The sequence below is a fragment of the Microbacterium sp. W4I4 genome (assembly GCF_030816235.1).
Classification (GTDB): Bacteria; Actinomycetota; Actinomycetes; order Actinomycetales; family Microbacteriaceae; genus Microbacterium.
Genome location: NZ_JAUSXT010000001.1, coordinates 519,089 through 540,059 on the forward strand (window position 1 = coordinate 519,089; position 20,971 = coordinate 540,059).

At 69.8% G+C, this 20,971-nt stretch carries 19 protein-coding genes; 18 read left to right on the forward strand and 1 reads right to left on the reverse strand.

Features of this window, described 5'->3' with window-relative positions; genetic code table 11:
* The first annotated feature begins 91 nt into the window (after positions 1 to 91).
* Positions 92 to 1,666 (forward strand): Rieske 2Fe-2S domain-containing protein, encoded by a 1,575-nt coding sequence (locus QF046_RS02420; RefSeq protein ID WP_307365843.1) that lies wholly within the window; start codon positions 92 to 94, stop codon positions 1,664 to 1,666.
* A 13-nt stretch (positions 1,667 to 1,679) separates the two neighbouring features.
* Here the strand turns inward: QF046_RS02420 and QF046_RS02425 are convergent, their stop codons facing one another.
* Positions 1,680 to 2,585 carry an NUDIX domain-containing protein gene (locus QF046_RS02425; RefSeq protein WP_307365845.1) on the reverse strand — a complete coding sequence of 302 codons (906 nt, stop codon included), beginning with the start codon at positions 2,583 to 2,585 and terminating at the stop codon, positions 1,680 to 1,682.
* Positions 2,586 to 2,779: 194 nt separating this feature from the next.
* On the opposite strand from QF046_RS02425, the gene pyrR reads away from it, so the two are divergent.
* From pyrR to hisF, 17 genes are all read left to right on the forward strand, one after another.
* Positions 2,780 to 3,310, forward strand: a complete 531-nt coding sequence (gene pyrR / locus QF046_RS02430) for a bifunctional pyr operon transcriptional regulator/uracil phosphoribosyltransferase PyrR (RefSeq protein WP_307365846.1) — start codon at positions 2,780 to 2,782, stop codon at positions 3,308 to 3,310.
* Positions 3,307 to 4,272 carry an aspartate carbamoyltransferase catalytic subunit gene (locus QF046_RS02435; RefSeq protein WP_307365848.1) on the forward strand — a complete coding sequence of 322 codons (966 nt, stop codon included), beginning with the start codon at positions 3,307 to 3,309 and terminating at the stop codon, positions 4,270 to 4,272. Before pyrR ends, QF046_RS02435 begins: the two co-directional genes overlap by 4 nt.
* Positions 4,269 to 5,576 carry a dihydroorotase gene (locus tag QF046_RS02440; protein WP_307365850.1) on the forward strand — a complete coding sequence of 436 codons (1,308 nt, stop codon included), beginning with the start codon at positions 4,269 to 4,271 and terminating at the stop codon, positions 5,574 to 5,576. The genes QF046_RS02435 and QF046_RS02440 overlap by 4 nt, the downstream gene beginning before the upstream one ends.
* The gene (locus QF046_RS02445) at positions 5,573 to 6,079 is read left to right on the forward strand and encodes a hypothetical protein (protein ID WP_307365852.1); all 507 of its coding nucleotides are present in this window, start codon (positions 5,573 to 5,575) and stop codon (positions 6,077 to 6,079) included. The genes QF046_RS02440 and QF046_RS02445 overlap by 4 nt, the downstream gene beginning before the upstream one ends.
* A complete protein-coding gene (carA, locus tag QF046_RS02450; protein ID WP_307365854.1) occupies positions 6,076 to 7,248 on the forward strand; it encodes a glutamine-hydrolyzing carbamoyl-phosphate synthase small subunit in 1,173 nt (390 codons plus the stop codon). The genes QF046_RS02445 and carA overlap by 4 nt, the downstream gene beginning before the upstream one ends.
* The gene (gene carB / locus QF046_RS02455) at positions 7,248 to 10,535 is read left to right on the forward strand and encodes a carbamoyl-phosphate synthase large subunit (RefSeq protein ID WP_307365856.1); all 3,288 of its coding nucleotides are present in this window, start codon (positions 7,248 to 7,250) and stop codon (positions 10,533 to 10,535) included. The genes carA and carB overlap by 1 nt, the downstream gene beginning before the upstream one ends.
* Positions 10,536 to 10,549: 14 nt before the next feature.
* On the forward strand, positions 10,550 to 11,449 hold the full coding sequence (pyrF, locus tag QF046_RS02460) for an orotidine-5'-phosphate decarboxylase (protein ID WP_307372643.1): 900 nt from the start codon (positions 10,550 to 10,552) through the stop codon (positions 11,447 to 11,449).
* Positions 11,442 to 12,350, forward strand: a complete 909-nt coding sequence (gmk, locus tag QF046_RS02465) for a guanylate kinase (protein WP_307365859.1) — start codon at positions 11,442 to 11,444, stop codon at positions 12,348 to 12,350. The genes pyrF and gmk overlap by 8 nt, the downstream gene beginning before the upstream one ends.
* Positions 12,351 to 12,429: 79 nt before the next feature.
* The gene (rpoZ, locus tag QF046_RS02470; RefSeq protein WP_286302125.1) at positions 12,430 to 12,684 is read left to right on the forward strand and encodes a DNA-directed RNA polymerase subunit omega; all 255 of its coding nucleotides are present in this window, start codon (positions 12,430 to 12,432) and stop codon (positions 12,682 to 12,684) included.
* Between the two features lie 111 nt (positions 12,685 to 12,795).
* On the forward strand, positions 12,796 to 13,992 hold the full coding sequence (gene metK / locus QF046_RS02475) for a methionine adenosyltransferase (RefSeq protein WP_307365863.1): 1,197 nt from the start codon (positions 12,796 to 12,798) through the stop codon (positions 13,990 to 13,992).
* A 7-nt stretch (positions 13,993 to 13,999) separates the two neighbouring features.
* On the forward strand, positions 14,000 to 15,985 hold the full coding sequence (locus QF046_RS02480; RefSeq protein WP_307365865.1) for a primosomal protein N': 1,986 nt from the start codon (positions 14,000 to 14,002) through the stop codon (positions 15,983 to 15,985).
* Between the two features lie 69 nt (positions 15,986 to 16,054).
* Entirely contained in the window at positions 16,055 to 16,975 is a 921-nt protein-coding gene (gene fmt / locus QF046_RS02485; RefSeq protein WP_307365867.1) for a methionyl-tRNA formyltransferase, read from the forward strand.
* Positions 16,972 to 18,378, forward strand: coding sequence for an RsmB/NOP family class I SAM-dependent RNA methyltransferase (locus QF046_RS02490; RefSeq protein ID WP_307365868.1), 1,407 nt, complete (start codon positions 16,972 to 16,974; stop codon positions 18,376 to 18,378). Before fmt ends, QF046_RS02490 begins: the two co-directional genes overlap by 4 nt.
* A 4-nt stretch (positions 18,379 to 18,382) precedes the next feature.
* Complete coding sequence (gene rpe, locus QF046_RS02495) at positions 18,383 to 19,063, forward strand: ribulose-phosphate 3-epimerase (RefSeq protein ID WP_307365871.1); 681 nt, start codon at positions 18,383 to 18,385, stop codon at positions 19,061 to 19,063.
* Positions 19,060 to 19,323: a phosphoribosyl-ATP diphosphatase gene (locus QF046_RS02500; RefSeq protein ID WP_292703086.1), complete on the forward strand. Its 264-nt coding sequence runs from the start codon at positions 19,060 to 19,062 to the stop codon at positions 19,321 to 19,323. The genes rpe and QF046_RS02500 overlap by 4 nt, the downstream gene beginning before the upstream one ends.
* A gap of 38 nt (positions 19,324 to 19,361) precedes the next feature.
* Complete coding sequence (hisG, locus tag QF046_RS02505) at positions 19,362 to 20,204, forward strand: ATP phosphoribosyltransferase (RefSeq protein WP_307365874.1); 843 nt, start codon at positions 19,362 to 19,364, stop codon at positions 20,202 to 20,204.
* Positions 20,204 to 20,965 (forward strand): imidazole glycerol phosphate synthase subunit HisF, encoded by a 762-nt coding sequence (hisF, locus tag QF046_RS02510; RefSeq protein WP_307365876.1) that lies wholly within the window; start codon positions 20,204 to 20,206, stop codon positions 20,963 to 20,965. Before hisG ends, hisF begins: the two co-directional genes overlap by 1 nt.
* Positions 20,966 to 20,971: the final 6 nt, after the last annotated feature.

The window sequence follows — 20,971 nt, forward strand, 5'->3', positions numbered from 1 at the left end:
TCGACGACGGCGTCCGATGTCCCCGACGCCGCGCCGCCGACGCACAGCGTGCGCTCGATAGAATCGAGGCTGCCCAAGCACGAGGAGAGATATGCGGATCACGGGACTCGGTCACGCCGGGATGTTCATCGAGACGGTCGGCGGGAACATCATCTGCGACCCTGTCGTCGGTCCGTCCTTCTTCGGCTCGTGGTTCCCGTTCCCCGACAACCGGGGCCTTGACTGGGAGCGCATCGGCCGGGAGGCCGACTTCCTGTACATCTCGCACCGCCACCGCGATCATTTCGACCCGCGCGCGCTGGAGAAGTACATCCGCAAGGACATCGAGGTGCTGCTGCCGGAGTACGTCACGGACGACCTCGAGAACGACATCCGCGCCCTCGGATACGAGAACATCTTCTACGCACCCGCCGGCCAGGTCTTCGAGCGCGGCGGCACCAAGCTCATGATCACGCCGCTGCGTGCGCCCAGTGACGGCCCGATCGGCGACTCCTCGCTGAGCGTGGACGACGGCACCGCGTCGATCCTGAACCAGAACGACTCGCACCCGCTCGATCTCGACGCGCTGCTCTCGTTCGGCAAGCCGGAGGCGTACTTCACGCAGGTGTCCGGGGCGATCTGGTGGCCGATGGTCTACGACCTGCCGCAGGACGCCAAGCAGAACTTCGCCAAGCTCAAGCGCGAGGCGCAGAACAAGCGCGCCATGTACTACATCGAGAAGGTCGACGCCCCGCACGTCTTCCCGATGGCCGGCCCGCCCATGTTCCTGCGCGACGACATCTTCCGCTACAACGGCACCGGCCAGGACGACGACTCGATCTTCACCGATCAGAAGGAGTTCCTCGGCCACCTCAAGGAGCAGGCGCCGCAGTACGACGGCCGGCTGTTCGTGCCGGGCACGGTCGTGGAGATGAACAGCGGCGAGATGAACGTCTCGCAGTCGCTGTACACGGACGCCGAGATCGCGCACATCTTCGATGAGAAGTGGGACTACCTCGAGGAGCAGCGCTCATCGCGTCAGCAGGAGCTGCGCGACGAGGAGGCCACCCGCGCCGAGATCCTGCCGCCCGCCGAGATGCTCGCCGCGATCAAGGAGTGGTGGGAGCCGCTCATCAAGAAGTCGCGCACCATCCGCCTCGGCGTCGGCGGGAACGTGCGTTTCATCATCGGCGATCTGGACATGGTCGTCGACTTCCCCAAGGCCAAGGTGCGCGAGTACGCGGGGGAGGAGTGCATCTACTGGTACACGATCCCCGCCGATCTCGTCTCCACCAACATCCGCGATCACGAGATCGACTGGTCGAACTCGATCTTCCTGTCCATGCAGTTCTCCGTGGGCCGCAGCGGCAAGTTCAACGAGTTCCTCACCACGTTCCTGAAGTGCCTGTCGGTGGACCGCATCGAGTACGTCGAGAACTGGTACCAGGAGCAGACCGACCAGACCGAGGATGCCGAGATCGGCGACTGGGTCGTGCAGCGCCGCTGCCCGCACCTGCGCGCCGACCTGACCCGCACCGGAAAGATCGACGAGGACGGCGTGCTGACCTGCTCGATGCACGACTGGAAGTGGGACTTGAAGACCGGCAAGTGCCTGACCACCACCGGTCACCCGATCCGCGTCTCGCAGTGCCCGCTCACCGACGAGGCTCTGCGCGTCGGCGCGTGAGCGGCAGCTGCGGTCAGCGCTGAGCGAGCAGCAGTTCCTTCAGCTCAGAGGGACGCAGGTCGAGGGTGCGCAGTTCGTCGAGCGTGACGACCTCGACCTCGTACGCACCGCGTGACGGGTCGTCGAACTCGGGGCCGTCGGCAAGGGTGGGATCGATCGATGTCAGCCGGGCCGCATAGAAGACCTCGGAGTGGATGCTGTCGAGCTGACGCTCGAGCACGATCTCGCCGAGTTCCACCTCAGCACCCAGCTCTTCGTGCAGCTCGCGGCGCAGCGCATCATCCGCGGAGGCGTCGTCCAGCATCACGCCGCCACCGGGCGTCGTCCAGTACGGCTCCTGACCGGGGCGCGCGCGCTTGATCAGCACGAATCGTCCGTCGGCATCCGTAAGCACCGCCCGCACGCGCAGCAGCGGGATGCCGATCTCCACCACGTCCGGAAAGCGCAGCGCCTCCCAGAAGGCCACCGCATCCGCGACGAGTCCCTGCGACGCAAGCCAGGCGGTCAGCACCATCCCGTGGGTGCCGACGACCACGTGCCGCGCGTCCTGCGCCAGCAGGCCCTCGTGGAAGCGGCGGGCAGCGGCATCCGGTGTCTCCCAGCCCTCGTGCCGCTCGTCGAGTCGCCCCGCGATCCACGCCCGCCTTGCGTCCCGAAAGCCGTCATGGACGCTCTCGACCCGGTCGACCTCGCGGAAGGACACGGCGGTGGCAACAGCCGATTCGGGGAGACGCAGTGCGAGCGCGACAGTCTGCACAGCCTTGCGCTCAGGGCTGGACACCGCAGAGGCTGCGAGGGCTTCGAGCTGGAGCGCTGCGGCTGCGTTGATGCCATCGCTGCTGAGGATCCATTCGCCGGGCGGCCGTGTCGCGTCGACCTCGGGCATGGCGTGTCGGACGAAGGTTGCACCGCGAAGCATCTCGCCAGAGTAGGCCGTGGTGACGAACTCCGGAGAGTGAGCGACAGACACGGCGTGTCGACGCGCGACATGCCGAGCTCGGGGCCGGCGCTCCGATTGACGTCACCAAGACATTGCAACGCCACCGAGTCGCTAGACTGGACACATCACCCACCTTTAAAACCGTCCAGAGAGGCGGAGAAGGGAAGTGGCCAATGTCCGCACGCACCGTGCTGCAGGAAGCCGATATCGCGCGCGCTCTGACGCGCATCGCCCATGAGATCCTCGAATCCAATCGGGGAGCGGAGGGCATCGTCCTCCTCGGGATCCCCACTCGCGGGGTCACTCTCGCCGACCGGCTCGGACCGGTCATCTCCGGGATCGCCGACACCGAGATCCCCGTGGGATCGTTGGACATCACGCTGTTCCGCGACGATCTGTCGAAGCATCCGACCCGCTCGCCCAAGCGCACCGAGATCCCCGACGGCGGCATCGACGGCAAGACCGTGGTGCTCGTGGACGACGTGCTCTTCTCCGGGCGCAGCATCCGCGCCGCCCTCGACGCGATCCAGTCGATCGGCCGCCCTGCGGTCGTGCGGCTGGCGATCCTCGTCGACCGCGGCCACCGCGAACTGCCGATCCGCCCCGACTTCGTCGGCAAGAACATCCCGTCGGCCAGCTCCGAGCGCGTGAATGTGCGCCTGAAGGAGCTCGACGGGGTCGACGAGGTGACGATCGAATCATGAGGCACCTGCTCGACACCCGCACCCTCGACCGCGCGACCGCCCTGCAGATCCTCGACGTCGCCGAGGACATGGCAGACACCCAGTCCCGCCAGGTCAAGAAGCTGCCGACCCTGCTCGGCAAGACCGTGGTCAACCTCTTCTTCGAGGATTCCACCCGCACCCGCATCTCGTTCGAAGCCGCAGCGAAGCGGCTCTCGGCCGACGTCATCAACTTCGCAGCCAAGGGTTCCAGCGTCTCCAAGGGCGAGAGCCTGAAGGACACCGCGCAGACTCTGCAGGCGATGGGAGCGGATGCCGTGGTCGTGCGCCACTCGGCATCCGGCGCCCCCCGCACCCTCGCCACCAGCGGTTGGATCTCGGCGGGCGTCGTCAACGCCGGAGACGGCACCCACGAGCACCCCACCCAGGCGCTCCTGGACGCCTTCACCATCCGCAAGCGCCGCTTCGGCGCCGACAGCCGCGGCCGAGACCTCAGCGGACTGCACGTGGTCGTCGTCGGCGACGTGCTGCACTCGCGCGTCGCCCGCTCCAACGTCTGGCTGCTGTCGACGCTGGGCGCGGATGTCACTCTCGTCACCCCGCCGACCCTGATCCCGCAGAACGTCTCGCAATGGCCCGCCCGCGTCATGTACGACCTGGACGCGGCTCTCGCGACCGGTCCGGACGCGGTCATGATGCTGCGCATCCAGGCCGAGAGGATGCACGCCGCGTATTTCCCGACTGAGCGGGAGTATTCGCGGCTGTGGGGTCTGGATGCCGTGCGTGCGGCGGGTCTGCCGGAGGGTAGCATTGTGATGCACCCCGGCCCGATGAACCGCGGCCTGGAGATCTCCTCCGAGGCCGCCGACTCCCCACGATCCACCGTGCTGGAGCAGGTCACGAACGGCGTCTCGGTGCGGATGGCAGTGCTGTACCTGCTTCTCGCAGGGGAGCGGAACGACGAACGAGGGGAAGTGAAATGAGCCAGGCCCTCGTCATCGCAGGAGTCCAGCTGCTCGGCCGCGAGAGCACCGACATCGTCATCGAGAACGGTGTCATCGCCGAGATGGGATCCGGACTCAGTCGCTCCGGTGCGCGCGTCATCGACGCCGCAGGGCTCGTCGCCCTGCCCGGCCTCGTCGACCTGCACACGCACCTCCGCGAGCCCGGCTTCGAAGCATCCGAAACGGTGCTCACCGGCACACGTGCGGCCGCGGCCGGCGGGTTCACCGCCGTGTTCGCGATGCCGAACACCCAGCCCGTGGCCGACACCGCCGGAGTCGTCGAGCAGGAGCTCGCCCTCGGCGAGGCCGCCGGTTACGCCACCGTGCAGCCGATCGGCGCCGTCACCGTGGGGCAGAAGGGCGAGCGGCTCGCCGAGCTCGGTGCGATGGCCGCCTCCCGCGCACGCGTCCGCGTCTTCAGCGACGACGGCTTCTGCGTCTGGGACCCGCTGATCATGCGCCGCGCCCTGGAGTACGTGAAGTCCTTCGGCGGGGTGATCGCGCAGCACGCGCAGGACCCGCGTCTGACCGAGGGCGCCCAGATGAACGAGGGCATCGTCTCCGCCGAGCTGGGGCTGGCCGGCTGGCCGGCCGTCGCCGAGGAGTCGATCATCGCCCGCGACGTGCTGCTCGCCGAGCACGTCGGCTCGCGCCTGCACGTGTGCCACCTCTCCACCGCCGGTTCCGTGGACCTGATCCGCTGGGCCAAGAAGCGCGGCGTGCAGGTGACAGCCGAGGTCACCCCGCACCACCTGCTGCTGACCGACGAGCTCGTCCGCGACTACGACGCGCGCTACAAGGTAAACCCGCCGCTGCGCACGCAGGAGGACGTCCTCGCCGTGCGCGAAGGACTCGCCGACGGCACGATCGACATCGTCGCCACCGACCACGCCCCGCACCCCGCCGAGAACAAGGCCTGCGAGTGGCAGGCGGCCGCGAACGGCATGGTCGGTCTGGAGAGCGCGCTGCGGGTGGTCCACCAGTCGATGGTCGCCACCGGGATGCTGGAATGGTCCGACGTCGCGCGCGTGCTGAGCACGACCCCCGCGCGGATAGGTCAGCTCGACGGGTTCGGCTCACTCGAGGTCGGCCGCCCCGCGCACATCACGCTGTACGACGCGGACGCGCCCGGCGTGTTCACGGAAGCCGACCTGCACGGCCGCAGCCACAACTCGCCCTATCTCGGGAGGGAGCTGCCGGGCCGTGTGCAGTGGACCCTGCACGGCGGTGTCGTCACCGTCGAGGACGGCGCACTGGTCGAGCAGCTGGGTACGGCGAAGTGACGCGCGAGAGTGCAGCGCTGGTCATGGCCTGCGTCGCCGCCGTGATCCTCATCGCCATGTTCCTCGGCTGGCGACGACGAATCCGGCGGGACTCCGCTCTGACCGCGCCGATCGGAGTCCCGGAGCATGCCGAGGTGACCGGTCGTCACGAGGTGCTCTACGTGTCGACGACCGCGCACGATCAGCCCCTCGAGCGCGTCGTCGTGCAGCCGCTGGCGTACCGCGCACGAGGTGAGCTCGTGCTCACCGACAGGGGAGTGGCACTGAGCCTGGACGGCGCTCCCACGGTCTTCATCGCCTCGACACGACTCGTCTCAGCGGACCGCGCCACCGTCACCATCGACCGCGTCGTGGAGCCGGGCGGCCTGATCCGCCTGGTGTGGCGGGTCGCCGACGGCATCCTCGTGGATTCATTCCTGCGCCTCGCATCCGCCGAGCCGCAGCAGATACTTCCGGAGCTCGAGCGCCTGAGCGCCGCCCCGGAGAACGGAGAACAGTCTTGACCGCATCGCACACGGGGACCACGTCCCCGCTGACGCCCGCCGTGCTCGTGCTCGAGGACGGCACCCGCTTCGAGGGCCGCGCATACGGCGCCCTCGGAACCACGCTCGGCGAGGTCGTCTTCGCCACCGGTATGACCGGCTACCAGGAGACGCTCACCGACCCCTCCTACGCAGGGCAGATCGTGCTGCAGACCGCGCCGCACATCGGCAACACCGGCATGAACCAGGAGGACATGGAGTCCACCCGGATCTGGGTCGCCGGGTACATCGTGCGCGACCCCGCCCGACGCGTGTCGAACTGGCGCTCCGAGGAGTCCCTGGACGACGCGCTGGTGAACGACGGCATCGTCGGCATCAGCGGGATCGACACCCGCGCGCTGACCCGTCGCATCCGCGACGCCGGTTCCATGCGCGGCGGCATCTTCTCCGGGCCGGCCGCAGAGCTGGATGCCGAGGAGCAGCTGCGTCAGGTGACGGACGCCCCGCAGATGGCCGGCCAGAACCTCTCCGCCGCGGTGTCGGTCTCCGAGACCCGCGTCATCCCCGCGGCGGCCGACCGCATCGGCAACCTCGCCGTGCTCGACCTGGGCATCAAGCAGTCCACGCTCGACAACCTCGCCGCCCTCGGCTTCGACGTGCACGTGCTGCCGCAGTCGGCATCCTTCGCCGACATCCGCGCGGTCGAGCCCGTCGGAGTGTTCTACTCGAACGGCCCCGGCGACCCGTCGGCATCCGACGCTCAGGTCGCGGTGCTCCGCGAGGTGCTCGACGCCCGGCTGCCGTACTTCGGCATCTGCTTCGGCAACCAGCTCTTCGGACGCGCACTCGGATTGGGCACCTACAAGCTCACGTTCGGGCACCGCGGCATCAATCAGCCGGTGCTGGACAAGTCGACCGGCCGCGTGGAGATCACCGCGCACAACCACGGCTTCGCGGTCGAGGCGCCCCTGGAGGGCACCTTCGCCAGCCCGAACGGGTACGGCGCCGTCGAGGTCAGCCATGTCGGACTGAACGACCAGGTCGTCGAAGGCCTGCGCGCGCACGACATCCCCGCCTTCTCGGTGCAGTACCACCCCGAGGCCGCGGCAGGTCCCCACGACGCCCACTACCTCTTCGCCAGGTTCCGCGACCTGGTTCTGTCAGATCTGATCCAGAAGGACGCCAAGTAATGCCGAAGCGCGAAGACATCAACTCCGTTCTCGTGATCGGCTCCGGCCCGATCGTCATCGGCCAGGCGTGCGAGTTCGACTACTCCGGCACCCAGGCCTGCCGTGTCCTCCGCGAGGAGGGCGTGCGCGTCATCCTGGTGAACTCGAACCCGGCCACGATCATGACCGACCCCGACTTCGCCGACGCGACCTACATCGAGCCGATCACCCCCGAGGTGATCGAGACGATCATCGCCAAGGAGAGGCCGGATGCCATTCTGCCCACCCTCGGCGGTCAGACGGCCCTCAATGCCGCCATGGCGCTGCACGAGCGCGGCATCCTGGAGAAGTACGACGTCGAGCTGATCGGCGCGAAGGTCGACGCCATCCGCAAGGGCGAGGACCGCCAGATCTTCAAGGAACTGGTGCTGGAGGCCGGCGCCGATGTCGCGAAGTCCGTCATCTGCCACAGCATGGACGACCTGATCGCCGGTGCTGAGCAACTCGGCTACCCTCTCGTCGTCCGGCCCTCGTTCACCATGGGCGGCCTCGGTTCGGGCTTCGCCTACGACGAGGCGGACCTGCGCCGCATCGGCGGTGCCGGCCTGCACGACTCGCCCACCCACGAGGTGCTCCTGGAGGAGTCGATCCTGGGCTGGAAGGAGTACGAGCTCGAGCTCATGCGCGACACGGCCGACAACACGGTCGTCGTCTGCTCGATCGAGAACGTCGACCCGGTCGGCGTGCACACCGGCGACTCGATCACCGTCGCCCCGGCCCTCACGCTCACCGACCGCGAGTACCAGAAGCTCCGCGACATCTCGATCGACATCATCCGCGCCGTGGGCGTGGACACCGGCGGCTGCAACATCCAGTTCGCCGTCGACCCGTCCAACGGACGCATCATCGTCATCGAGATGAACCCACGTGTCTCACGGTCCTCTGCCCTGGCATCGAAGGCCACCGGCTTCCCGATCGCCAAGCTCGCGGCCAAGCTGGCGCTCGGCTACCGCCTCGACGAGATCCCGAACGACATCACCGGTGTCACTCCCGCGAGCTTCGAGCCGACGCTGGACTACGTCGTGGTCAAGGTGCCGCGCTTCGCCTTCGAGAAGTTCCCCGCGGCGGACGCGACCCTGACGACCACCATGAAGTCGGTCGGCGAGGCCATGGCCATCGGCCGCAACTACACCACCGCCCTGCAGAAGGCCCTCCGCTCCCTCGAGCAGCGTGGATCGTCGTTCCACTGGGGCGCCGAGGAGCGCTCCATGGAGGAGCTGCTCGAGATCTCGAAGACACCCACCGACGGCCGCATCGTCGTGCTGCAGCAGGCGCTGCGCAAGGGCGCCACCATCGAGCAGGCGTTCGACGCAACCGCGATGGACCCGTGGTTCCTGGACCAGATCGTGCTGATCAACGAGGTCGCCGAGACGGTCGCCCAGGCACCCGAGCTGGATGCGGCCACGCTGCGCCTCGCCAAGGAGCACGGCTTCTCCGACATCCAGATCGCGCAGCTGCGCGGCATCACCGACGTCGAGGTGCGCGGCATCCGCCACGCCCTGGGCCTGCGCCCGGTCTACAAGACGGTCGACACCTGTGCGGGAGAGTTCCCGGCCCTCACGCCGTACCACTACTCGAGCTACGACTTCGAGACCGAAGTCATCCCCTCGGAGCGCACCAAGGTCGTCATCATCGGATCCGGCCCGAACCGCATCGGTCAGGGCGTCGAGTTCGACTACTCCTGCGTGCACGCGTCGTTCGCACTGTCGGATGCCGGTTACGAGACCATCATGGTCAACTGCAACCCCGAGACGGTCTCCACCGACTACGACACCTCGGACCGGCTGTACTTCGAGCCGCTGACCCTCGAGGACGTGCTGGAGGTGCTGGACGCCGAGTCGCACAGCGGCACCATCCTCGGCGTGGTCTGCCAGCTCGGCGGCCAGACACCGCTCGGACTCGCGAAGGGCATCGAGGCCGCCGGCTACACCGTGCTCGGCACCAGCCCCGCCGCGATCGACCTGGCCGAGGAGCGCGAGCTGTTCTCGCGCCTGCTGGACGACGCCGGACTCGTCGCACCGCGCAACGGCACGGCGATCGACGTGGAGGGCGCTGTGCGCATCGCCGAGGAGATCGGCTACCCCGTGCTCGTGCGCCCGAGCTTCGTGCTCGGCGGTCGCGGCATGGAGATCGTCTACGACACCGAATCGCTGCGCGACTACTTCGTTCGCACGGCGGGCCAGGTCATCATCGAGGAGGGCAAGCCGCTGCTGGTGGACCGCTTCCTCGACGATGCGATCGAGCTCGACGTGGACGCCCTGTTCGACGGCACCGACCTGTACATCGGCGGCATCATGGAGCACCTCGAGGAGGCCGGCATCCACTCCGGCGACTCGAGCTGCACCCTGCCGCCCATCTCGCTCGGACGCAGCGACATCGACCGCGTCCGCGACGCGACGCGCCTGATCGCCGAGGGCGTGGGGGTGCGCGGTCTGCTGAACGTGCAGTTCGCGATCAGCGCCGGCGTGCTCTACGTCATCGAGGCGAACCCGCGCGCGAGCCGCACGGTGCCGTTCGTGTCGAAGGCGCTGGGCATCCCGCTGGCCAAGGCCGCCAGCCGCATCATGACCGGATCCACCGTCGCCGAGCTCATCGCCGAGGGCATGATCCCCGTCCAGGACGGTTCGAAGGTGCCGCTGGGCGCCCCGATCGCCGTCAAGGAGGCCGTGCTGCCCTTCAAGCGGTTCCGCACCCACGACGGCAAGGTCGTGGACTCCGTGCTCGGCCCGGAGATGCGCTCGACCGGCGAGGTCATGGGCATCGACAAGGACTTCCCGACCGCGTTCGCGAAGAGCCAGGCCGCGGCGTACGGCGGCATGCCGACCTCGGGCACCGTGTTCATCTCGGTGGCCGACTCCGACAAGCGGGCCGTCATCCTGCCCGCGCACCGTCTGCAGCAGCTCGGGTTCACGCTGGTCGCCACCGAGGGGACCGCAGAGATCCTCGCCCGCAATGGCATCCACGTCACCGTGGTGTCCAAGTACAGCGAGACGCAGGCCAGCGGTGAGCGCAACATCGTGGACCTGATCAACGACGGCGAGATCGACATCGTCGTGAACACGCCCAGCGGCGGCACGGCACGCGCCGACGGCTACGAGATCCGCGCGGCCGCTGTCGCAGCGGACAAGGCGCTGTTCACCACCATGGCGGTGCTCGGCGCCGCGGTGAGCGGCATGGATGCGGCGAACGAGGGCTTCTCGGTGCGCAGCCTGCAGGAGTACGAGCTGGACCGCAGGGCCGCGAAGTGACCCAGTCCGCCGAGATGCCCCAGTCCTCCGAAATCGCCGCGTCGCCCGAGATCGCCGCGTCGTTCGGCGTGCGCCTTCGCGCGGCGCTGGATGCGCACGGCCCGCTCTGCGTCGGCATCGATCCGCATGCGGCGCTGCTCGAGCAGTGGGGCCTGTCGCAGGACGCCGAAGGGCTGCGCTCGTTCGGACTCGCGGTGGTGGAGGCCGCCGCGGGCAGGGTCGGCGTGGTCAAGCCGCAGGTCGCGTTCTTCGAGCGCTTCGGGTCGAAGGGCTTCGCCGCACTCGAGGATGTCATCGCGAGCGCGCGGTCCGCCGGGCTGCTCGTGCTGTCCGACGCGAAGCGCGGTGACATCGGCTCGACGATGGCGGGATACGCGTCGGCATGGGTCGAGCCGGGTGCGCCCCTGGAATCGGATGCCGTGACCGTCAGCCCCTACCTCGGGCCCGAGTCGCTGCGCGAGACCATCACGACCGCGGTGCGGGCGGGCAAGGGCGTGTTCGTGCTGGCGGCCACCAGCAACCCCGAGGCCGCGTCGCTGCAGACCGCACGCACGGTCGACGTCGCCGCCGCTGACGACCAGACCGTCGCGCAGCGCGTCGTCCGCGACATCACCTGGGCGAACGGATCTCCCGCCTTCGCGGGCGGGCTGGGTCCGGTCGGCGTGGTGATCGGGGCGACCGTCGACCTCGCAGAGGCGGGGCTCGACGTCCGGTCCCTGGCCGGCACGCCGATCCTCGCGCCCGGTTTCGGCGCACAGGGCGCGAGGCCGGAGGACCTGGTTCCCAGGTTCGGCGCACTCGCGGGGCAGGTGCTCGCGAGCGAGAGCCGCAGCATCCTCGGCGCGGGACCGCAGGGGATCGCTGCAGTCATCGCGGAACGGGCCGCACGGTATCAGGAGGTTCTTCGTGGCTGAACATCGCATCGTCCCTGAGGTCGACCGCCAGGCGGCGTCCCAGCGGGCACTGGAGCGACGACGCGGTCGCGCCTCGATCAAACGCGACCTGACCACGCGCGTCACGACGGGTCAGGAAGTCCTGCGACAGGCGGTGCAGGATCCCGACTCGGATGCCGCGACCATGCGCGTGACCGACTTCCTGCTCGCGCTGCCCGCGATCGGCACGGGCAAGCGCGACCGCATCCTGGAGGAGCTGCACATCTCGCCGGTCAAGCGACTGGGCGGGCTCGGCGTGCGTCAGCTCGCCGCGCTGTCGGGCTGGCTCGACGAGCGCTTCCCTCCGCACTCGGCGCGTCCCGGACGCAGCCGGCTGCTGGTGCTCGCCGGACCGACCGCTGTCGGCAAGGGAACGGTCGCCGCGCACATCCGCGAGAGTCATCCGCAGATCCACCTGTCGGTGTCCGCCACCACCCGATCCCCGCGGCCGGGCGAGATCGACGGCGTGCACTACTACTTCGTCGACGACGAGACGTTCGACCGGATGATCTCCGATGACCAGCTGCTCGAGCACGCGACGGTCCACAACAAGTACCGTTACGGCACTCCGCGCGGTCCCGTGGATGCGGCACTGGCCGAGGGCAGGACGGTTCTGCTCGAGATCGATCTGCAGGGTGCACGCCAGGTGCGCGCCGCGGAGCCGTCCGCGACCCTGGTGTTCCTGCTGCCGCCCACGTGGGACGAGCTCGTGCAGCGGCTGATCGGCCGGGGCACCGAGGACGCCGAGGAGCGCGCCCGCCGACTGCGCACCGCGCGCAAGGAGCTGGCGGCCCAGAACGAGTTCGATTACCTCGTCGTGAACGCCGACGTCGCCACGGCGGCGCGGGAGGTCGTAGAATTGAACTCAGGCTCTGCGCGCTGATCCTCGCGCGCGCTCAGTTTCACCGATTTAGCGACACGTCATCGTCCGATGGCAGCGTCGCCTGACCAGGAGGTCCACCATGGCCGGACACAATCAGGGCATCATCGACCCGCCGATCGACAATCTGCTGGAGCGCGTCTCCTCGAAGTACGAGCTCGTGATCTTCGCGTCCAAGCGCGCGCGCCAGATCAACGACTACTACTCCGACCTGCACGAGGGCAACCTCTTCGACAACGTGGGCCCGCTGGTCGACTCGTCCGTCGAGGACAAGCCCCTCACGATCGCTCTGCACGAGATCAACGAGGACAAGCTCCGCATCCGTCACGCCGAGTGACCACCTGCACCCTGTGAGCCGCCGACGTCCGCAACCGGATGTCGGCGGCTTCACGCATACTGGCGTCGAGCCGACCCCGGTTCCGCCCGACAACCCTGCTTTGGAGCACCGATGAGCGCCCTGCGCCTGTTCACGTCCGAGTCCGTCACCGAGGGGCACCCCGACAAGATCTGCGATCAGATCTCCGACAGCATCCTCGACGGTCTGCTGGCGGTCGATCGCGACTCCCGTGTGGCGGTGGAGACCCTGGTGACCACCGGACTCGTGCACGTGGCCGGTGAGATCCGCACCGAGGGCTACGTCGACATCCCCACGATCGTGCGCGACGTCGTCAACGGCATCGGCTACACCTCCAGCGACATGGGCTTCGACGGCTCGTCCTGCGGTGTGAGCATCTCGGTGGGGGAGCAGTCCACCGACATCGCACACGGCGTCGATCAGGCGCAGGAGCAGCGCGACGGGGGCTCCACCGACCCGCGCGACGAACTCGGCGCGGGCGACCAGGGCATCATGTTCGGCTTCGCGACGAACGAGACCCCGCAGCTCATGCCGATGGCCGCGTGGACCGCGCACCGCATCGCCGAGCGACTCACCGAGGTGCGCCGCTCGGGCGAGCTGGACTTCCTGCGCCCCGACGGCAAGACCCAGGTCACGCTGGGCTACGACGGCTTCACGCCGAAGTCCATCGAGGCGGTCGTGCTGTCCACCCAGCACCACCCCGACATCTCGCAGGACGAGCTGAAGGCGCTCGTGCGCGAGAAGGTCATCGACCCCGTGCTCGCGCAGACCGGACTCGACCTGTCCGAGGATCTGACCTACTACATCAACCCGGCAGGGCCCTTCGTCACCGGCGGTCCGAAGGGCGACGCGGGGCTGACCGGCCGCAAGATCATCATCGACACCTACGGCGGCGCAGCCCGCCACGGCGGCGGCGCATTCAGCGGCAAGGACCCGTCGAAGGTCGACCGCTCCGCGGCCTATGCGATGCGCTGGGTGGCCAAGAACGTCGTCGCCGCAGGACTCGCCGATCGCGCCGAGGTGCAGGTGGCCTACGCCATCGGCGTCGCCCGCCCCGTCGGTCTGTACGTGGAGACGTTCGGCACCGGAACGGTCTCCGACGATGCGATCATCCGCGCCATCGAGTCCGTGTTCGACCTGCGCCCGCAGGCCATCATCGAGGATCTCGACCTGCTGCGTCCGATCTACGCGCAGACCGCCGCCTACGGCCACTTCGGCCGCGAGCTGCCCGACTTCACGTGGGAGCGCATCGACCGCGCAGAAGAGCTGCGTCGCGCTGCCGGCGTCTGAGTCCGCCGTGGCCCCGGACCCGGTCGAATCGGCGGAGCAGCCGCCCGCGAGCGCGGGCGGTGCGCGCCGCATCGCCCGCGTGCTCATCGACTCGCCGCTTCCGCAGCTGGATCGACTGTTCGACTACGCATTGCCGGACGCGCTCGGCGAGGTCACGCCCGGCGTGCGGATCAAGGCACCGCTGCGCACCGCGGGGCGGGTGATCGACGGCTTCATCGTCGAGATCGACGTCGAACCGGATGCCGGTCGCACGCTCTCCGAGATCGACAGCGTGGTCTCGTCGACGGTGGTCATGCCCGACCGCCTGTACCGGCTCGCTCGTCGCGCCGCGGATCGGGCTGCGGGCGCGGCATCCGACATCCTGCGACTCGCGATCCCCAAGCGTCAGGTGCGCGTCGAGAAGGCCTGGCGCTCTCCCGCGGCCGCCCCCGTCCCGGATGACGCGGCCCTGACGCGCGCTCGCACAGCCGTCGCCGCCTACGACGGTCTGGACGCCCTGCTGGCCGAGTCCGGTCGCGCCGCGGTGGAGGCCATCCCGGTCGCGCAGGACGACGTCCCCGCATGGGCTCTGCTGATGGCATCCGCCGCGGCCCTGCAACTGGCCGAGGGCCGCTCCAGCGTGCTGGTGGTTCCCGACTACCGCGACCAGGACGTCCTGCTCGCCGCTCTCGCGACCCTCGTCGACGACGAAGCCGTGGTCCGCCACGACGCCAGACAGCCCAACCCCGATCGCTACCGCGCATTCCTGCGCACCCTCGACGACGCGCCCTGCGTGGTCGTGGGCAACCGCTCGGCGGTCTACTCGCCCGCACGCGCCGGGCTCGTCGCTATCTGGGATGACGGCGACGCACTGCTCGCCGAACCGCTCGCCCCGTATGTGCACGCGCGCGACGCCGCTCTGATCCGTCAGGAGGAGGAGGGCAGCGCGCTGCTGCTGCTCGGGCACACCCGCTCCACGGACGCCGAACGGCTCGTCGTGCACGGGTGGCTGCAGGACATCACCGCGACGCGCCGGGTGACGCCGCAGGTGCGGCTGAGCACCCCACAGGAGCTCGAGCAGACCGGTCAGCGCGTTCCCTCCAGCGCCTTCGCGACGGCTCGCGCGGCGATCGCCGAAGGCCCCGTGCTCGTGCAGGTCGCGCGCCCCGGGTTCGCTCCGACTCTCGTCTGCGCCGGATGCCGTGCGCCGGCGCGATGCGCGCATTGCGGCGGCCCGCTGGGAGCACGCCGCCGTGGTGCTGTGCCGGTGTGCGGATGGTGCGGGCGCTCCGCCAACTCCTGGCACTGCCCGGAGTGCTCCTCCGATCAGGTGCGGCTGGCGTCCTCCGGCACGGAGCGGACGGCCGACGAGCTGGGCCGAGCATTCCCCGGCGTGCGCGTGATCGTCTCCGACGGAGCTCACCCGCTGCAGCACGTCGACTCCAAGCCGGCACTCGTCGTCGCCACCCGCGGCGCCGAGCCGGCCGCCGCCGGCGGCTACCGCGCCGTGATCCTGCTCGACGGGGCGCGGATGCTGCAGGCACCCGAGCTGCGCATCGGCGAATCCTGCCTGCGCTGGTGGGCCAACGCCGCATCGCTGGCGGCCCCCGGTGCCCCCATCCATCTGGTCGGCGTGAACGGTCCGGTGGCACGCGCGCTGGCGACCTGGTCGCCCGCCGCATACGCGCGCAGCGAACTCGAGGCGCGGCTGCCGCTGCACATGCCTCCGACCGCACGCGTCGCGCAGATCGACGGCCTGCCGGCTTCCGTGCGCACCGCGCTGGGCGCGCTGGCGGAGATCGGGATCTCCGGTGACGCCGTACTCGGGCCCCTGCCCTCGGGAGACGACGGACGCGTGCGCGCGCTGGTCCGCTTCGGCTACGCGGCCGGCCAGGGCGTCGCGAGCGTGCTGCGGGCCGCGGTGGTCGCGGATGCCGCCCAGCGACGCCGTGGCCGAGGTGCGCCACGGGTGTCGCTCTCCGTGCACCTCGATATCCTCGAACCAGAGATCTGAACGCAACCCGACGCCGAACCGGGCGCCGGTTGCCCCGAACGCCGATCAACCCCGAGCGGAGAACCTTCCATGCGCCTCGTCTTCGCAGGCACGCCCGCCGTCGCCGTGCCCACCCTGCACGCCCTCGCCGCCCGTCACGAGATCGCCGCGGTGGTCACCCGACCCGACGCGCCCCAGGGACGCAAGCGCGTCCTGACCCCCTCCCCGGTCGCCGCGGCGGCCGAGGCGCTCGGGCTTCCGGTGATCAGGGCGGCCCGACTGGATGACGAGGCGACGGCGCAGATCGCCGCCCTGGACGCGGATCTCGGTGTCATCGTCGCCTATGGCGGGATCGTCCGTGAGCCGCTGCTGTCCGCACCGCGGCACGGCTGGATCAACCTGCACTTCTCTCTGCTGCCGGCGTGGCGCGGCGCGGCTCCCGTGCAGCGGGCACTCATCGCCGGCGACACCGAGCTCGGAGTCAGCGTCTTCCAGCTCGTCCCGGCACTCGATGCCGGTGACGTGTTCGCCATGCAGACGGTCGACATCCCGGCAGATGCGACGGCCGACACGGCGCTGGCCATCCTGGCCGAGGCGGGCGCCGGCGTCACCGACGACGTGGTCACGGGAATCGCCGGTGGCACCGCGACGGCGACCGTCCAGGAGGGCACCATCACGCTCGCCCCCAAGCTCGTTTTCGAGGACGGCGCACTGGACTGGACGCAGCCGGTGGCGTCCGTGTTCGCGCGATACCGGGGTGTGACGCCCGAGCCCGGCGCGCACACGACCATCGACGGCGCGCGGCTGAAGATCCTCGCCGCCGCGCCCGCCGCAGATGCCCCGTCACTCGCACCTGGTGAGGTGTTCGCCACGAAGACCGCCGTCCTGATCGGCTGCGGTGCCGGAGCCCTGGAGGTGACGCGCGTGCAGCCCGCAGGCAAAGGGGCGATGAACGCCGCCGACTGGTGGCGCGGCCTCCGCGCCGACGAGTCCGTGCGAGCCGGCTCATGAGCGCCGCAGAGAAGGGCAAACGCGGCATCCAGCCCGCCCGCTGGGTCGCCTACGACGTGCTGCGCGCGGTGACCGACGACGACGCCTACGCGAATCTGCTGCTGCCGAAGCTGATCGTCGAGGCAGGGCTCAACCCGGCGGATGCCGGACTCGCGACCGAGCTCGCGTACGGCACGCTGCGACGCCGCGGCACCTACGACGCGATCATCGCGGTTGCCGCAGGGCGCCCGGTCGAGGAGATCGATCCCGCCGTCCTGGATGCGCTGCGACTGGCGACCCATCAACTGCTGGCCACCCGCGTGGCCCCGCACGCAGCGGTCAACGAATCCGTGAACCTCGTCGCCGCCGAGGTCGGACGCGGCGCCTCGGGCTTCGCGAACGCCGTGCTGCGGCGCATCGCCCGAGACGACGCCGGGGTCTGGCAAGAGCGCATCGAAGCCGATGCGCGCTCCGACGACGAACGACTCGCCCTTCGCACCGCGCACCCGGTCTGGGTGATCAGGGCGCTTCGTCGCGCCCTGGCCGCAGAGGGCCGCGGCGACGAGCTCGACGAGCTGCTTCACGCGGACAACGTCTCGCCCGAGGTCACGCTGGTGGCACTGCCAGGGCTGGCCGAGCGCGGCGAGCCGGCACGGCCCTACGCGGCCACGGCCTTCGCGTCACCCGGAGGCGATCCGCGCGAAGTGCTCCGCGATGCGGCCGGAACGATCCGCGTGCAGGACGAGGGCTCGCAGCTCGTCGCCCTGGCCCTGGCATCCGCCGCGCCCGTCCGCGCGGGGGAGCGGTGGCTGGACCTGTGCGCGGGCCCCGGCGGGAAGACCGCGCTTCTTGCCGCCATCGCTCACCGCGACGGCGTGCAGCTGGAGGCCAACGAGGTCGTGCCGGTGCGCGCCGGTCTGGTCCGCAAGGCACTGCGTCCGCTGCCGATCGACGTGCCCGTGCATGAGCAGGACGGCCGCGAGTTCGCGGCGCAGCATCCGGGCGCCTTCGACCGCATCCTCGTCGACGCGCCCTGCACCGGACTCGGCGCCCTGCGCCGCCGTCCGGAGGCGCGCTGGCGCAAGTCGCCCGCCGACGTGGCCGAGCTGGTCGTGCTGCAGACGCAGCTGCTGGATGCCGCGATCGACGCCCTCGCCCCGGGTGGAATCGTCGCCTATGTGACCTGCTCGCCGCATCTGGCCGAGACCTCGGGCGTCGTGTCCGAGGTGCTGCGGCACCGCGACGACGTCACCGAGCTCGATGCGCAGGCCGTCATGGCCGAGGTGGCCACCGCGCCGATCGATCTCGCCTCGGCCCCCGACGCGGAAGCCCGACGCGTGCAGCTGTGGCCCCACCGTCACGGAACGGACGCCATGTTCCTCGCGCTGCTGCAGCGCCAAGACCGCACTGCTCAGGAAGGATGACCCCGTGAATCTCCCCACCTCACCCCGCATCAACCCCAGCATTCTCGCCGCGGACTTCGTCAACATGCAGAGGGATCTCGCCCGCATCGCCACGGCCGACTTCGCGCACGTCGATGTGATGGACAACCACTTCGTCCCGAACCTCACCTTCGGGCCGCAGATGGTCGAACGCATCCAGGCGACAAGCCCCATCCCGCTGGACGTGCACCTGATGATCTCCGATCCGGATCGTTGGGCTCCCGGCTACGCGGAGCTGGGCGCGGCGAGCGTCACATTCCATCTCGAAGCCGCCGCCGACCCGGTCACGCTCGCCCGCAGGCTGCGGGACATGGGGGCGCGTGCCGGTGTCGCGATCAAGCCCGGAACCGCCGGCGAGGCGCTCTACGACATCCTCGACGAGTTCGATCAGGTGCTGGTCATGACCGTGGAGCCCGGCTTCGGGGGACAGGGTTTCATGCCCGAGACCATGCCCAAGCTGCGCGCCCTGCGCGACGAGGCCCGCCGCCGCGGATCGGACGTCTGGCTGCAGGTCGACGGCGGAATCTCCGCCTCCACGATCGAACAGGCGGCACAGGCGGGGGCCGACACGTTCGTCGCCGGGTCCGCCGTGTACGGCGCCGACGACATCGAGGCGGCCGTCACCCGGCTCCGGGATCTCGCCAGAGCGGCTAGCCTGGAATCGTGAAGACATTCGACGAGCTGTTCGCCGAGCTCCAGCGCACCGCCGAGACCCGCCCCGAGGGCTCCGGGACGGTCGCCCAGCTGGACCGCGGCGTGCATGCGATCGGCAAGAAGATCGTCGAAGAGGCCGCCGAGGTGTGGATGGCCGCGGAGTACGAGAGCGACGAGAACGCGGCTGAGGAGATCTCCCAGCTGCTGTACCACCTGCAGGTGATGATGCTCGCCAAGGGGCTGAGCCTGGAGGACGTCTACCGACATCTGTGAGCGCGTCCCCACCAGACCGTTCGAACAGAAAGACCTTCATGCTGCGCATCGCCGTTCCGAACAAGGGCTCGCTCTCCGAGACCGCCGCCGAGATGCTCGCCGAAGCCGGGTACACCGGCCGGCGTGATCCCAAGACCCTGCACGTCATCGACGCCGACAGCGACGTCGAGTTCTTCTACCTGCGTCCCCGCGACATCGCCACGTACGTGGCCTCCGGCGCCCTCGACGTGGGCATCACCGGTCGGGATCTGCTGCGCGACGTGCGCCAGGACGACGCGCGCGAGATCGAGCAGCTGGGCTTCGCCCGCTCGACCTTCCGCTTCGCCGCCCCTCCCGGCAGGTATCAGACCATCGCCGACCTCGAGGGCGTGCGCGTCGCATCCGCCTACCCGGGCCTGGTCGACGACTTCCTGCGCGAGCACGGCGTCACCGCTGAACTGGTGCCGCTGGACGGCGCCGTCGAGTCGGCCGTGCAACTGGGCGTCGCCGACGTGATCGCCGACGTCGTCGAGACCGGCACCACCCTCCGCCAGGCCGGCCTGGAGATCTTCGGACCGGTGATCATCGAGTCCGAGGCCGTCCTGATCAGCCGCCCAGGAGACGTCCCCGGCACCGCACGTCTGCTGCGCCGCCTGCGCGGCGTGATGGTCGCCCGTCGCTTCGTCCTGCTGGACTACGATCTGCCCGCCCGCCTGGTCGACGAGGCGGCCGCCATCGCCGGTGGCCGGGAGTCGCCGACGATCTCGCCGCTGCGCGACCCCGAGTGGGTCGCCGTGCGCGTCATGATCCCGCGCAAGGGCATGAACCAGGTGATGGACGACCTGTACGCTCTCGGCGCGCGGGCGATCCTGGTCACCGCGATCCACGCCGCGAGGCTCTGATGACGCTGGCCGCTCGCGTCATCCCCTGCCTCGATGTGGCCGCCGGCCGCGTCGTCAAGGGCGTCAACTTCAAGGACCTGCGCGACATGGGCGATCCTGTCGAGCTCGCGGTGCACTACGCCGCGCAGGGCGCGGATGAGATCACCTTCCTCGACGTGACCGCCACGGTCGACGCACGGGCGACGACCTACGAGGTCGTGCAGCGCACGGCCGAGCAGGTGTTCGTGCCGCTCACCGTCGGCGGGGGAGTGCGCAGCGCCGAGGACGTGGCGCGTCTGCTCTCCGTGGGGGCGGACAAGGTGGGCGTGAACTCGGCCGCCATCGCCCGACCGGAGCTCATCGGCGAGATCGCGGATCGCTTCGGGGCCCAGGTGCTGGTGCTGTCGCTGGACGTGAAGCGCGCCGGCACCACGCCGTCGGGCTTCGTCGTCACGACGCACGGCGGTCGTGCCGAGACGACCCTGGATGCCCTCGAATGGGCGCGTGAGGCCATCGAGCGCGGCGCGGGCGAGCTCCTGGTCAACTCGATCGATGCGGACGGCACGAAGGACGGCTTCGATCTGGAGCTCGTCGGCCTCATGCGCGACGTGTCATCCGTGCCCGTGATCGCCTCCGGCGGTGCCGGCGCCGTGAGCGACTTCGCCCCCGCGATCGAAGCGGGAGCGGATGCCGTGCTCGCCGCCAGCGTCTTCCACAGCGGACTGCTGACGGTCGGCGACGTCAAGGACGCCCTCCGGGCGGAGGGCGTGGTGGTGAGGTGAACGACT